At 34.0% G+C, this 14058-nt stretch carries 13 protein-coding genes; 6 read left to right on the top strand and 7 right to left on the bottom strand.

Features of this window, described 5'->3' with window-relative positions:
• Positions 1-62: 62 nt before the first annotated feature.
• On the bottom strand, positions 63-1298 hold the full coding sequence (locus tag AST99_RS11560) for an alginate lyase family protein (RefSeq protein WP_057781993.1): 1236 nt from the start codon (positions 1296-1298) through the stop codon (positions 63-65).
• Between the two features lie 175 nt (positions 1299-1473).
• On the opposite strand from AST99_RS11560, the gene AST99_RS11555 reads away from it, so the two are divergent.
• The 3 genes from AST99_RS11555 to AST99_RS11545 all read left to right on the top strand — a co-directional run bounded on the left by AST99_RS11555 (position 1474) and on the right by AST99_RS11545 (position 4390).
• Positions 1474-3027: an SDR family NAD(P)-dependent oxidoreductase gene (locus AST99_RS11555; protein WP_057781992.1), complete on the top strand. Its 1554-nt coding sequence runs from the start codon at positions 1474-1476 to the stop codon at positions 3025-3027.
• A gap of 174 nt (positions 3028-3201) precedes the next feature.
• Positions 3202-3828: an SDR family oxidoreductase gene (locus AST99_RS11550; RefSeq protein WP_057781991.1), complete on the top strand. Its 627-nt coding sequence runs from the start codon at positions 3202-3204 to the stop codon at positions 3826-3828.
• A 55-nt stretch (positions 3829-3883) separates the two neighbouring features.
• Positions 3884-4390, top strand: coding sequence for a peroxiredoxin-like family protein (locus AST99_RS11545; protein WP_057781990.1), 507 nt, complete (start codon positions 3884-3886; stop codon positions 4388-4390).
• Between the two features lie 69 nt (positions 4391-4459).
• Here AST99_RS11545 and AST99_RS11540 read toward each other — a convergent pair whose 3' ends face one another.
• From AST99_RS11540 to AST99_RS11520, 5 genes are all read right to left on the bottom strand, one after another.
• Positions 4460-5848: a TolC family protein gene (locus AST99_RS11540; RefSeq protein ID WP_083495672.1), complete on the bottom strand. Its 1389-nt coding sequence runs from the start codon at positions 5846-5848 to the stop codon at positions 4460-4462.
• 1 nt (position 5849) lies between these two features.
• Entirely contained in the window at positions 5850-7208 is a 1359-nt protein-coding gene (locus tag AST99_RS11535; RefSeq protein ID WP_057781989.1) for an HlyD family secretion protein, read from the bottom strand.
• 5 nt (positions 7209-7213) lie between these two features.
• A complete protein-coding gene (locus AST99_RS11530; protein ID WP_057781988.1) occupies positions 7214-8878 on the bottom strand; it encodes a peptidase domain-containing ABC transporter in 1665 nt (554 codons plus the stop codon).
• Positions 8868-9548, bottom strand: a complete 681-nt coding sequence (locus tag AST99_RS11525; protein ID WP_057781987.1) for a TetR/AcrR family transcriptional regulator — start codon at positions 9546-9548, stop codon at positions 8868-8870. The genes AST99_RS11530 and AST99_RS11525 overlap by 11 nt, the downstream gene beginning before the upstream one ends.
• A gap of 231 nt (positions 9549-9779) precedes the next feature.
• Entirely contained in the window at positions 9780-11180 is a 1401-nt protein-coding gene (locus tag AST99_RS11520; RefSeq protein WP_057781986.1) for an NAD-dependent succinate-semialdehyde dehydrogenase, read from the bottom strand.
• Between the two features lie 227 nt (positions 11181-11407).
• Between AST99_RS11520 and AST99_RS11515 the strand changes: the two genes are divergently transcribed.
• The 3 genes from AST99_RS11515 to AST99_RS11505 all read left to right on the top strand — a co-directional run bounded on the left by AST99_RS11515 (position 11408) and on the right by AST99_RS11505 (position 13603).
• Positions 11408-11584 carry a hypothetical protein gene (locus AST99_RS11515; protein ID WP_057781985.1) on the top strand — a complete coding sequence of 59 codons (177 nt, stop codon included), beginning with the start codon at positions 11408-11410 and terminating at the stop codon, positions 11582-11584.
• Between the two features lie 95 nt (positions 11585-11679).
• The gene (locus AST99_RS11510; RefSeq protein ID WP_057781984.1) at positions 11680-12972 is read left to right on the top strand and encodes a hypothetical protein; all 1293 of its coding nucleotides are present in this window, start codon (positions 11680-11682) and stop codon (positions 12970-12972) included.
• A 160-nt stretch (positions 12973-13132) separates the two neighbouring features.
• Entirely contained in the window at positions 13133-13603 is a 471-nt protein-coding gene (locus tag AST99_RS11505) for a nucleoside deaminase (protein ID WP_057781983.1), read from the top strand.
• An 18-nt stretch (positions 13604-13621) separates the two neighbouring features.
• Here the strand turns inward: AST99_RS11505 and AST99_RS11500 are convergent, their stop codons facing one another.
• Positions 13622-14023 carry a ribosomal maturation YjgA family protein gene (locus AST99_RS11500; protein ID WP_057781982.1) on the bottom strand — a complete coding sequence of 134 codons (402 nt, stop codon included), beginning with the start codon at positions 14021-14023 and terminating at the stop codon, positions 13622-13624.
• Between the last annotated feature and the right edge of the window lie 35 nt (positions 14024-14058).

The raw sequence follows: 14058 nt of genomic DNA, 5'->3' as shown, positions 1-14058 counted from the left end.
GCCCATCTTAATTTAAGATGGGCGTTTTTTATGTGTACTATTTTAAGAATTTTAAAAGTAAATTAAATTTTAAAATCGGGATGGAACAACCAAAACTCTTGACTATTTGCATCTCTAGAATCTTTATCAACTTCTGCTAAAATAGAACGTAAAAGTGTACGATAATCTTCAGTCTTGTAAGTGTCGAAAAACGCAGCAACTATAGGTAGTAAATCTGTCTTATTAACTGTTTTTAAAGTATCGTGCTTCCATTCAGCACCATTTACTACATGCGCTAAATACTGTAAAGCTAAGGATAAACTCTTATTATTTTCAGTCTTATAATTCCACATATTCATGTCTACATCATCTCCAATTTTGGCAATGCTTGTTAAAGCTTCAAGGTTAAAACAACTGTAAAAGAAAGAGCGTGTTCTTTCCAATTCATGTATTTGTCCGCCTTCAGCAGTTAACATGTTTTCTAGGCTGTGTTCAGTAACTACAATAGTTTGTTTTGCTAAGTCCGTTTGTCCTAAATACATCGCTAAAGCCGTCACCTGAAATTTATACCAAGAACCGTGATTATTGGTAAGCTGACTACCTTTAATCCCCAACGGACTCTCTATTAACCATGCTAAATAAGCAGATAACCATGCTGTCATTTTAGTCTGTTTATTGATTGTCCATTGTGTAGATGTAGCAATCAGTTGTAGAGCATCTGGAATAAACTGAACGATAGATCGACCATCTAAAATCCCAAAAGGTCTTGTGTTGGGATGTCCTGGAATACTTTGTCCGAATTTTAAATGCGGATTCATAAGTGTCTCAGGATTTATAAACCACGTATCTAACATACTTATGGCTTTAGTAGCATAAGTTTCATCTTCAGTAAAATAATACGCTAAACTTAAAACATAAACGCCTCTTCCCATTAATGCCAAGCGCTTTCTGTCTACCGCTTCAGTTTGAGTCTCTGGATTTGTTTGTCCGTCTAAGCGAATCCAAGACAATCCATCTTGACGTTTTGGATCTGGCCACCAATAGCGGCTAATACTTAAATAATCATGCTTATCTCCCGAGGGCGGTACAATACTTTTATCCATAACAGTAGGATTATCTTGTTTTAATACGCTGCTGGCTTGTTGTAAAAGTTTGGAATAAGCCTCTAATGTTTGTGGTGAAGCCGTGCCCTCAATAATTTGTTGTTTAGCAGCCGCTAATTGCATAGTATCTAAACGAATAAAAGATTGTGACACCATGGTTACACTGAATAAACACATGACTATTAGTAGATAACGTGTGTATATAGGTCTATGCATAATGAATGGTACTTAAAATTATATGGTATTTAAAGCTTAAATATAGCAGAAAAAATACAGATGTGAACGTTATAAATGATTGAATTTCTCTGTTGAAATGAAAATAGAAAGCAACCTAATTCGTTTAATATTTATCGAATAATATAGCCTATATTCGCGCCTTAAATGTCAATATATGGGAGCACATAATGAAGGTGAAGTGGGAGCAGTGTTAAGTGAAAAACAAATAGATGATTGCTTATATGTATTGCAACAATTAAATACAGATACAAATCTAATTTTTGATATTCCTAAGGAAAAAAGAATTGCATTAATTCAAGCTACAGGTTTGTTCTCTAGACCAAGTCGAGAGGAATTTGCTAAACGTAAAAAAGATGCTAAAAAGCATGCCAAACGTAAAAAGGAAAAGCAAGATCGTGTTGCTCGAAAAGAAACAGGAATACGCCATGCTAGAGAAACGCCCATTTTTATGGCGCCTAAATTATTAGCTGCAGCCGATTTACAAAATAAAAACACACCAGAGTTAGAAACGCCAAGAAACTGTTATGTGTGTAAAACACCGTATACTAAACTGCATCATTTTTATGATACCATGTGTACCGATTGTGGCGATTTTAATTATGCTAAACGCTTTCAAACGGCAGATGTTAACGGACAAGTGGCTGTTATCACAGGATCACGTTTAAAAATTGGATATCATATTACACTCATGTTACTTCGTGGTGGAGCAACCGTTGTGGCTACTACACGGTTTCCTGTAGACTCTGCCATACGTTTTGCTAAAGAAGACGATTTTTATGAATGGAAAGACCGCTTGCACATTCACGGTTTGGATTTAAGACACATACCAAGTGTAGAAATATTTTGTAATTATATTGAACAAAAATACGACAGATTAGACATTTTAATTAATAATGCAGCTCAAACCGTAAGACGTCCTGCTGGTTTTTATACGCATTTAATGAGTAAAGAAGAGCAAGCTGTAGGGACTTTACCACAAGCTGTTCAAGAGCTACTTTCCGATCATACTAATTGTTTAGACGAATTAAAGTCTTTAACTTCTGGCGCATCATCTAATGCCAATATGCCTGTAACTTGGCACGGACCGGAACTAGGCATTGGTTTAAGGGCTTCAGCTAAATTATCTCAAATACCATATAGTTTTGATACAACTTTAGTTCCTCAAGACGTGTTTCCTGAAGGTGAATTGGATGCCGATTTACAGCAAGTCGATTTAAGAAAAACAAACAGTTGGCGTTTAAAATTAGGAGCTATTGAAACCACCGAAATGATAGAAGTACAATTGGTAAATGCGGTCGCCCCTTTTGTGTTGTGTAATCGTTTGGCAGAGTTTATGAAAAAGGAAAATACGGGACAAAAACACATTATAAATGTTACGGCTATGGAAGGAAAATTTCATCGGGCATTTAAAGAATCTAGACACCCGCATACCAATATGGCGAAAGCTGCTTTAAATATGCTTACACATACGGCCTCCGGTGATTTATCAAAAAGCGGCATCTTTATGAATGCTGTAGATACGGGTTGGGTTACAGATGAAGATCCAGCAGAATTAGCTAAAAAGAAACAAGTAGAATACGATTTTCAACCGCCTTTAGATATTGTTGATGGTGCTGCACGTGTTATGGACCCATTATTAGATGGTATTAATACGGGAAAACATTGGTGTGGAAAATTTCTTAAAGATTACCGTCCAATAGAGTGGTAAAATCATCTAAAAGGGTTTAATTATTACTAGTAATCTTCAGAAGATCATCGGCTTTTAAATTGCTATGATCTTCAAAGTATTTAACACGTACAATAGGATTTGCGTTAGTTTTATACGTTTTCAAGTCAATTGGTTTTAGGTGTAATGGGTAAATTGCATCAAAAATAGAACACAATGGAAAATGTATTAGTAGTTGGTGCTACAGGTACCACAGGACATATTATAGTAAATTATTTAAAAGGATCTCAAGATTTCGAACCTATAGCTATGGTGAGAAATGCAGAACAAGACAAAGATTTTAGTGCACACAATATCAGAACCGTTCACGGCGATTTAGAAGAAGATGTTTCAAAAACTGTTGAAGGCATTGATAAAGTAATTTTTGCTGCCGGATCAGGTGGTAATAAAGTGAAGGAAGTAGATCAAGATGGTGCGATAAAAATGATTAAAGCTTCAGAAAACGCGAACATCAAGAAATTTGTAATGTTAAGTTCAATGGGAGCAGATCAACCAGAACTTAGCGATCAGCTTCAAGAGTACTTAAAAGCGAAACATAATGCAGATGAATTTTTAAAACAATCATCGCTTAACTATACCATCGTTAGACCAGGAACACTTAATAATAACGAAGGACAAGGCACCATAGATTTAGCTAAAAATTTTGATGAACATGGTGAGATTACCCGGGATGATGTGGCACAGACGCTGATACAGGCGTTGCGTGACGATGCTACCAATACATCTACTTTCGGAATTCTACAAGGAAACACACCAATTGAGGAAGCAATTCACGATTTCTAAGTTTCAGTAGAATACAAATCAAAAAGACGTATTAATTAAAAAACACACACACATTATGATTAAACCAAGAACAGAAACACCAGATCTTAGTATAAATTTATTAAACGGAACCCAATGGACACTTAGCGAACAGCAGCCAGAACATTTTACACTAGTTGTTGTTTATAGAGGAAAACATTGTCCGGTATGTAAAAAGTATCTAGAGACTATTCAGGAACACTTAGACGATTTTAAATCTAAAGGTGTTAACGTGGTTGCGATTAGTTCAGATTCTAAAGAACGCGCAAACGCATCTTATACCGATTGGGATATAGCCGATGTGCCTTTAGGATATGATTTTCCTATTGAAGAAGCTAGATCTTGGGGATTGTACATCTCTAAAGGGATAAAAGATGAACCAGAAGAGTTTATAGAACCGGCAATATTTTTAATAAGACCGGATAGAACGTTATATGCGTCGTCTATACAAACTATGCCATTTGCTAGACCTAAAATTGTTGATTTATTAAAATCGATAGATTTTGTTATAGATAAAGATTATCCTGCACGTGGAGAAGCGTAATAGATAAAAAACAAAAAAATCCCCTAATCTAATTTAGATTAGGGGATTTTTTTATGATAATAATTAGTCTTACAAGGTGTTTAAAACACGTAGTAAATCTGATTTTTTTGTGAATAATTGATATTCAGAATCGATTTGCTTAAGTTGAGTTTCAATTAATTTTGCTTCGCGATAATTGACAAGAAATAGAGAGCCTTCTCCCAAACTAAATTTACGTTCCTCACTTCGTACTATGTTTTTATAATCGAAAACTAGATCCTGTAGTAAATCATATTGAATGCCGTATGATGCAATCTCCTGAATAGTTCCTTCAATTTTATTTTTTAATGTCACTTTTGTCACAGTAATATCATAAGCAATATCTTGTAACTTCATATTAGAAAGCGCTAAATCTCCACGTTCTTTTCTCAAAAACAAAGGAAATACCACTTTAAGTCCGCTTTTATAATCTGCAGTACTAAAGGAATCTAACTGCTCATAATCAGACGATAAAAAATTGTATTCTAAATTAACAATAGGCAATAAGTTGTTCTTTTTTAAATTTCGGTCTACGGTTAAAATATCTTCTTTTGTTTGTAATTCCTGAAGCTTAGGATGATTTTCTATCAGTTCGTCTGTACTGTTTAAAATTGAACTGTTAAGTACAACATCAATAACATTAATAGTTTCTACATCAGGTACAATAGAATCTCTTATTTCTAAGGGTACATTATTTTCTAACCACAAATAATTAGAGACTTCTAAAGTCGATTTTAAATACCCGATTTTAGATTTCTCATAATCTAATACACGGGATTTGTAATTAATACTTGCTTCTAAAGTATCTACCGCAGGATATTCTCCAGCAAAGTAACTGGTCTTTACATTTTCCAATCGGTTTTGGGCATTAATTACATAGTCTGCATACACTTGCTTGGCTTGATAGTTTTTCAACCAATTAAAATAGGTTGCAATGGCTTCGTATAAAAACTCATTAACTAATAACTGACGTTTGGCTTCGGCTTGCTTCGTGTATAATTTGGCTTGTTTTAAAGTTGCCATACGCTTATTGGTAAGTAAACCTTGCGCTAAATTTACAGATACTCCAGCACTATATAGTCCGTCTTCTGGGGTGTTGTATTCTGGATTTAAATAAGTACCCTCTGTGTTTTCATATTTAGCACTTAATTCTACGCCATACCAAGTTGGAATTTTAAAGGTGGTATTTAACTTATCGTAATACTCTGTGCCTTTAAATTTTTTCCGATTATAATCTACCGAAAGTTTAGGATCGAAAGCCCCTCTAGATTTTAAGAGTTTGGCTTCACCTTCTGTGGTGAGTAAATGCGCTTGCTTTACCACCGGGTGATAGTGTTTTACGTAACCTAAATATTCTTCTAAAGATAAAATACTGTCACGTTCTTGTGCATACGCTGTAGTTGCAAAGAGTATACTAATACAAATTAAAAGTTTCTGCATATTATCCTTTTTTGTCTTTTGAAGCGTCTGTTGCTCCTGCAGGTTGATAAAAGTTAGGAGGGAAGCTGTTTATCTGTCTCCATAATTCATACCAAATAGGCACATTTTCCAAAAGCGCAATACTTTGTGCACCAGAACCAACACGAATCGCTTCTGGCCATTCTACATCATCTTCGTCAGGACTCGCTAATACACGATACATGCCGTTAGCACTAATAAAGTTTTCTATCACTATAATCTTTGCACCATAGGTTCCGTAAGATACATTTGGCCATCCGCTAAACACAATCGCTGGCCAACCATCAAACTGAACACGAACTTTTTCTCCTTTGTGTAATAAAGGTAAATCTATAGGGCGGACATACATTTCTACAGCCAATTCGTAATTGGCAGGCATAATATTTACCAATTGTTCGCCTTCTTTAAGCGTCTCTCCAACTCCAGCTTTCAAGGCTTTATTAATATAACCATCAAGAGGTGCCGTAATGTATAGTAAACTGCTACGTTTTGTATAATTTGCTAAACTACTTTCTAATTTAGACACTTCAACTTCTGCATTAAAACCTACAGATTGTGCCGTATATAAATCGCTTTCAGATTTCGAAAATTTATCGTTATAAGTCGCATTAATGGTTGAAATCGCTAACTGACTATTAATAACCTCATTTTTAGTGCTTAGAAACTTGTTTTGTAAAGACACCAGTTTTGCCTGCGTTTCTTGAAGTTTAGAGTATTTCTCTTCGACATCTTTAACCGCTTTTAAACCTTCTTCTTGAAGTGCAATGGTTCTTATATATTGTGTGTTTGCAATATCTGCATTAATCTTAGCAGCTTCTAAATCGATACTATCTGACTGTACTTTTAAACGGGCTTGAATCAGTTTATTTTTGGCTTGTTCTAATTTCAAAACACGTTCTTGCTTTAACGCAACGAGTTGATTTCTTAAGGCATCGACTTTATTTTTATAAGCTTCAACAGATGATGATTTTGCAGTGATTTGATTTCCTGTACGCTCTGTTAATTGATTGTCGAAATATTCACTTTTTACCTCTGAAATACGCAGTATAGTATCGCCTTCTTTTACATAATCACCTTCTTGTACAAACCATTCTTCTATACGTCCTGGAATTTGAGATTGTAAGGTTTGCGGACGTTGTCCAGGTTTTACAGTAGTTACCGTTCCTGTACTTGTAATACTTTGTGTCCATGGCAATAACATGATAATACCAATAATTATAAAAAAGACCAGAAGTAATTTTTTGAAAACCTTATGATATTCAATATTAAAGATATGCTGACCGGACTTAAATTTGGTTAAGTCGATATGTTTTGAAACTTGATTGTTTGATATATTAAGCATGGCTATTAGAATTCGTTGATTATATTTCCATTTTTAAGTGTAATTTGCTTGTTACACGTATCTTTCCAATGTTCGCTATTACTTACTACAATTAAACTCCAAGGACGTGAATAGTCTGTTAAAAGTTTAATTATACGGTCTGCTTCGTCTTTTGGAAAGTGATCTAATGGATCTTCAAAGATTAATAATTTAGGCTGTTTAATTAAGGCTCTAGCAATAAGTATTTTTCTAATTACGGTATAGGGTACTTGCTTTCCTTCCGGTTTTAAAATGGTACTTAAACCTTTAGGTTGTTGCTTTAAAAATTCTGTTAATCGTAATTCTTCAAAAACGCTATAAATGGTTTCATTAGTAATATTCGGATTACCAAAAGTGACATTTTCTTTAATGGTGCCTTCAAAAGGCGATTCGTCTGAAAGTGATAACCCTAAATGGGCGCGGTATTCGTTAATAAATAGACTTTCTATAGATAAATTATTCACATAAATATATCCAGAAGTGGGTTCTAAAATTCCAGAAATAAGCTGAATTAAACTCGACTTACCAGATCCACTTTCTCCTTTTATCCAAATGCGGTCTTTTTGGTTTATGGTAAATGTTAAATTATTTAAAATGGGTTTATTTTGATCTACTAATTTATAAGAAACATTATTCAGTTCGATAGTTAAATCAGAATCTGGATTGATAGATTCTCCTTCTTGTGCTTCCAAAGGTTTATCTACAACTTGTCCTAACTTTTCTATAGAAGTTAATACATCGTAAAAGGATTCTAATCCTAAAAGTAATTTTTCAACCGAATTAATAATTAAAAGAATTACAATTTCTGCAGCTACAAACTGTCCAATATTCATGCGTTGGTCTAATACTAAAAGTCCTCCAATAACTAATAAACCAGCAGTAACAAGCACTTTAAAGCTTATCATTTGCGCAAATTGTATCATAAGCACTTTAAAGTGACTCTCTCTTGCTTCTAAATAATTACTGACTAGCGAGTCACTTTTCTGAAGTCCTAAACTTGTACGTCCAGAGATTTTAAAACTAACTACGGCACGCGATATTTCTTGCAACCAGTGTACCACGCTATACTTGTATTTAGATTCTACTAAACTGGTATCCAATCCTCTTTGAGCGGTATACTTAAAAACCACATAAATTAGTAGCAAAAGTAATAAACCAAAAACCATAAAAAACGGATGATAAAAAGAAAGGAGTACTAAAGCAAGTATAATTTGTAATAGGGCAGAAGGGACATCGATTAGAATTTTAGATAATCCTTTTTGTATGGTTAAGGTATCGAAAAAACGGTTGGCCAATTCTGGTAAATAGTAATTACGCAATTCACTCATTTTAATTTTTGGGAATCGGTAACTTAAATCTATAGAAGCTCGGGTAAAAATACGCTGCTGTATGGTTTCAATAATACGCATTTGCATAATTCTAAGCACTCCAGAAAATGCCACACCAGAAGTTACTAAAACAATAAGGACATACAAAGATGCTGATGTTTGTGCACCTTGTAATAAATTAATGATGGCCTGTATACCTAAGGGTAAGGACAGTCCGACAATCCCTTCAAAAACGGCATAATATGCTACTTGGTAAATGTCTTTACGCTCAAGTTTTAAAAGACCTATAAAACGCCTCCATGGCGTTAATGTTTTACTTTTCATTAACTAAAGTTTTTAGTGTTAAATCGATATAAAATTCTGAAGGGGAATGGGTCTCATTACAATTCGTAATAGACTTAAAATGATTTTTTATAAAATGCTGATGCAATGCGCCTTCAACAATAGTACTTGCAAGACTTAATGCATTTGGGTATTTAGAATTGTATTCTGAAATAATTTCTGCTAAACGATGAATAACACGTTTGTAAGGCATAAAAGCCCCTTCTTTATTATCTAAATCTACGTTTTTAGTTAAATAGGATTTAGAATTTTCGTGTATGATAATCTGATTTAAAAAGACTTCATCAATATGCCCGTATTTATGATCTAATTCGGCAGTGCGACTCACCACATAAATGGCTTTCTTTAATTTGTCTTCTGCATCATTATTACTATACGTTTCAATGATTAACTGGCATTCAATCCAGCTCCAATACCAAGATGTTAGATATACTAACAATTTGTGTTTGCTTTCGAAGTATCTGTAAATAGAACTTTCATTGGATTGGATGACTTCACCTAACTTCTTAAAATTAAAATCTTCAAAACCTTGTTCCTTGATGAGCACAATACTACTTTCTATAATGCGCTTTCCCAGCGCAGAGGATTCTGGATCTTTGAGATAAATCCCCTTAGGAATTTCAATTTGGAAGGTTGAGAGTAAGTCAATCATATGTTAAAACTGTTTCACGCAAATCTAATAGCAATACTATTAACATGAAAGTGTTGTACTATTAAATATAAGTTAAAACTAATGTTAAGACTTAAATAGTGAGAGGTTACTAATAAACCGTTCTTGAAATTATTAATATTTTAAATTAAATGGTTTTAAACTGATAATACGTTAAATAAAAATGCCCTTAAACAAGTGTTTAAGGGCATTTGGGAGTGATTTAGTAAAATTTTACTTGGTTTCCCCTATAGTAACAGCTTTAATGTTTACAAATTCTTTTAAACCAAAGCCACCGTGTTCTCTTCCGTATCCAGAATCTTTAACACCACCAAATGGCATTTGCGGATCTGCTAAACCGAAGGTATTAATAAAGACCATTCCGGTATCGAAATACTTTTCTGCTAAATGTACTGCGCGATCTACATCTTTAGAGAAGATTCCTCCTCCAAGTCCAAAACGGCTATCATTGGCAATGCGCATTGCATCTTCATCATCTTTAGCTCGTATTAAAGAGGCTATTGGTCCGAATAGCTCATCGTCGTAAGCGGGTTGTCCTGGTTTTACATTATCTAAAACGGTTGCAGGATAGTAGTAGCCGTCGCCCGATTCTGGTGAGCCTCCGCATAAAATTGTGGCACCTTTATCTACACTTTCCGTAAGTTGTTCGTGTAATTTATCACGTAAATCTGCTCTAGCCATTGGTCCTAAATCGGTATCTTCTGCTTTAGGATCTCCTACTTTCAATTCAGACATGGCTTTTACAAACGCTTCTTTGAACGTATCATATACAGCATCTACCGCAATAAAACGTTTTGCTGCAATACAGGTTTCTCCGTTATTATAAATTCGTCCTTTTAAAGATTCAGTTACAGCAACTTCAATATCGGCATCTTCAAGAATAAGGTAAGCATCGTTACTTCCTAATTCCATAACAGATTTTTTAATTTGTGCTCCAGCCTTTTCTCCGATTATTTTACCAGCTTCTGGACTACCTGTTAAGGTTACACCACGTACTAATTTATGTTTAATAATGGCATCGGATTGCTCGTGATTAATAACTAATACCGTAAATAAACCCTCTGGTAACCCAGCTGCTTTAAATACAGATTCTAATAATTTTGCAGTTCCTGTAACATTCGAGGCATGTTTTAATAATACACTGTTACCAGCCATTAAATTAGTTATGGCATATCGGATGACTTGGTAAGACGGGTAATTCCATGGTTGTATACCATAAATAATTCCGATAGGCGCGTAACTAATCCGTCCTTTAGCACCATTCGCCAATTGTCGTTCTTCGGTTTTAAGTATATTTTCTGCATGTGTTGCGGCATAGTCACAAACCCCTGTACAAATATCTATTTCTTGCTGACTTTGAGTGAGAAGTTTTCCCATTTCATCAGTCATCAATTCAGCTAATTCCGATTTATAATGTTGTAATTCTTCACCTATAGATTTTATAATTTGAGCACGTTCTTCAAAAGAGCGATGTCTCCAATCTAAGAAGGCTTCATGTGCGGCTTGAATTTTTTTATCGACAGCCTCATCCGTCATATATGTGTATGTAGATATCGGGCTTCCGTCAGCAGGATTTATCGTTTTAAACGTATCTTTTTTTGTTTCAGTCTCCATAATCTCTGTTTTAATTTTTATTCATTTAGACACCTTTAGATGTCTTTCTTCTGTAAAGGTAATGGAGTCGTTTACCTTATGTTTGCTCTAATCTTATAGATGTTAACGCAAATACATTAACGCCTATAATATCTAAAAAGTTTGCTGTATATTTCATGTAAAGTGTTTAACACAGAGCTTTTTTGGTCGTTTGTATTCAAAAAAGTTTTAATATAAAATTCAGGATTATGAAAAATATAGCATATAATTTACTAGCACAATTACCTTTAGGAACACCAAATCCAGATGATAATGCACCAATAGATATTACCGATCCGTTTGATCTGATTGTATTTATTATTTTACCAATTATAATGGTGATTTTATACATTATCTGGAGAAAAAAAAAGCAAAATAATAAGTAATTGGTTTGTCGTTTGTCTGCAGCGCTATGCGTATTTTAGCTTTACAGACTTACCTTAAATATGTATATGGTTAGTGTGTATTATATCAAGACACTATGAATTTTTTAGACCGATTTTTAGGAGAACTAAATAATACGGATGACCGATTTCCAAAACCTACAACTGCGGGAGATGTTAGCATTGAAAATAACACCCTAATTTGTACAGATTATAAAGATAGAGGGATGCGCAGTTGTGTCGTGAATTTAGACGATTTACAATATGTATATATTAAAGTTGCTAATGATAAGGAAAAGTATCTATTTCTTTTTGACCATCATCAAAATGACATTCCTTTAAATTATAAGGGCTTTAAAGAGGTGTATACGCAGTTGTCGGATAGGTTTAATTTCGATGATACCGTTTTTTTTGAACATAGTCTAAATTCTAAACCGTTTAAAACACAGATTTGGAGACGAAAGCACCCTAAAACGTATACCATTTTAGATTTTATTTATAAGGACTACAACTTAGGGTTTGAAATTCAGTCCAACCCAAAGGTATTTGTATCTTGGGACACAACTTACAACGCCTTAACAGATCTTGAGCATGTGTTTTTTGAGACTTCTCCTTATAATCAGAAACTCTTGAAGTTTAAATATCCTGTTCGTATAGGTAATGTGATTTTAAACACATTTCAGGCTTATTTTGACAATCCGCGAACAGATGTTCCGGTGTTACATTATTATTGTGATTGCTATAACGATTCAGGAAATGATGGGAGTTATTTTGATTTAAAACACGTATTGTCACATGATGTAATTAACGATGATGTTTTTAAAGGTTATGAAAGGGCAGATCAGAAAAATTTATTCTTCGACTTAAATAAAATCAGATTATCTATATGTTATACCTACGATTATAAATGGCATTACGATAGTGGAAATACTTCGATAACCATTAAAAATCATAGAGAATATCCAGAATTGCTATATGATGAAACCTATGAAAAAGATATTGTAATTTCTGAAACCTTGATTTTAAAAGGCGAATTTTCTTGCCCTGAAGATTATATGAGGAACGAAAAAATAAAGTACAGACCCAAAGCAGTCTCTGCAAGCTATACAGATCAAACACTAATTTGGACAGATGCTGTGAATAATAAAATAGGATGTTCAACTAACAACTTTGCTCAAATTTTTGATACTTCCGAAATTGAATCCTTTAGTATTCTTAATATTTTACCAGCAAGAGGCAGCGGCGGTGCAGAGTTATACATTATAACAACAGATAAAACCTATCATAAGGTGTTACGAGGACGCTGTAAAGCCTTTGATAATTATGTATCACATATAGAACACTTAACTAACAAAAAAGTGACTTTTGAAAAAGAATATCATGATTGTTAGTTAGCCCAGAAGTACAGTGCTTAAACTGCTGAACATGATACAATTTCTATTTTTTTGAATGAAAAAAGCGCGTTTTTGCGCAAATTTTAAAATAAAATATTCATTTTTGAACGTAGAATACAATCTACTTCATCGTATTTTATATAAAATGACAAAGACTATGTGCAAAGAAAAATTTATGAAAGAAGCTGTAGATGCAGCACTACGAGGAATGCATAATAACGAAGGTGGACCGTTTGGTTGCGTGGTTGTTAAAGACGGAAAAATTGTAGGTCGTGGTAATAATAAAGTCACGTCGACTAACGATCCAACTGCGCATGCTGAAGTTACTGCCATTAGAGATGCGTGTAATAACTTAGGTTCTTTTCAATTAGACGGCTGTGAAATTTATACCTCTTGTGAACCATGTCCGATGTGTTTAGGGGCAATTTACTGGGCGCGTCCAGATAAAGTATATTACGGAAGTAATCAAGAAGATGCTGCCAATATTGGGTTTGACGATGCCTTTATTTATAAAGAAATTCCGTTACCGTACGAGAAACGCAGTATTCCGTTTACTCAACTTGCTAGAGACATTGCTTTAGAGCCCTTCCAGGAGTGGAGTAAAAAAGGAGATAAAACAGTGTATTAAACATATAACTTACGTTTTTTATTGACTCTGGTAGGTTAACACTTTCGGATTTGTTTTTAAGTATTTTATAATAATAAGATCAATTTTAATGATAGAAAGTATACCTAAGGAGTAAGCAATTAAGTCGCCATAATTAAAAGTACTTCCAAAAGCAATACGAGCCATTCTGTATTCAGATAAACCTATGTGCTCTAAAAAAGGAGTAAGTTGTAAGAGTTCTATGGTAAATGCAAGGGCTAAAACCCCAATACCTAATTTTATAGGTTCAATATTAAAAAACGATTTAAACAAAAAGTAAACACCTATTACAGCTAAAAAGTCTCCAAATGTATGACGGATAAATCCGGAGGTTGTGGCTATTACTAATTCTGTACTTAGTATTAAAACAAAGGCGATAAAATATTTAAGATTGAATGTCATGTATTAATTTTTAGTCCGTTTAGATATTTATTTTC

The organism is Formosa algae (genome assembly GCF_001439665.1).
GTDB classification, from domain to species: Bacteria; Bacteroidota; Bacteroidia; order Flavobacteriales; family Flavobacteriaceae; genus Formosa; species Formosa algae.
The sequence above is the reverse complement of the archived record's forward strand: the minus strand, read 5'-3'. Positions and strand labels throughout refer to the sequence as shown.

Coding starts and splice junctions, on each gene's coding strand:
- AST99_RS11560 (WP_057781993.1), bottom strand. CDS start 1,298: ATGCATAGACCTATATACACACGTTATCTACTAATAGTCATGTGTTTA.
- AST99_RS11555 (WP_057781992.1), top strand. CDS start 1,474: ATGGGAGCACATAATGAAGGTGAAGTGGGAGCAGTGTTAAGTGAAAAA.
- AST99_RS11550 (WP_057781991.1), top strand. CDS start 3,202: ATGGAAAATGTATTAGTAGTTGGTGCTACAGGTACCACAGGACATATT.
- AST99_RS11545 (WP_057781990.1), top strand. CDS start 3,884: ATGATTAAACCAAGAACAGAAACACCAGATCTTAGTATAAATTTATTA.
- AST99_RS11540 (WP_083495672.1), bottom strand. CDS start 5,848: ATGCAGAAACTTTTAATTTGTATTAGTATACTCTTTGCAACTACAGCG.
- AST99_RS11535 (WP_057781989.1), bottom strand. CDS start 7,208: ATGCTTAATATATCAAACAATCAAGTTTCAAAACATATCGACTTAACC.
- AST99_RS11530 (WP_057781988.1), bottom strand. CDS start 8,878: ATGAAAAGTAAAACATTAACGCCATGGAGGCGTTTTATAGGTCTTTTA.
- AST99_RS11525 (WP_057781987.1), bottom strand. CDS start 9,548: ATGATTGACTTACTCTCAACCTTCCAAATTGAAATTCCTAAGGGGATT.
- AST99_RS11520 (WP_057781986.1), bottom strand. CDS start 11,180: ATGGAGACTGAAACAAAAAAAGATACGTTTAAAACGATAAATCCTGCT.
- AST99_RS11515 (WP_057781985.1), top strand. CDS start 11,408: ATGAAAAATATAGCATATAATTTACTAGCACAATTACCTTTAGGAACA.
- AST99_RS11510 (WP_057781984.1), top strand. CDS start 11,680: ATGAATTTTTTAGACCGATTTTTAGGAGAACTAAATAATACGGATGAC.
- AST99_RS11505 (WP_057781983.1), top strand. CDS start 13,133: ATGTGCAAAGAAAAATTTATGAAAGAAGCTGTAGATGCAGCACTACGA.
- AST99_RS11500 (WP_057781982.1), bottom strand. CDS start 14,023: ATGACATTCAATCTTAAATATTTTATCGCCTTTGTTTTAATACTAAGT.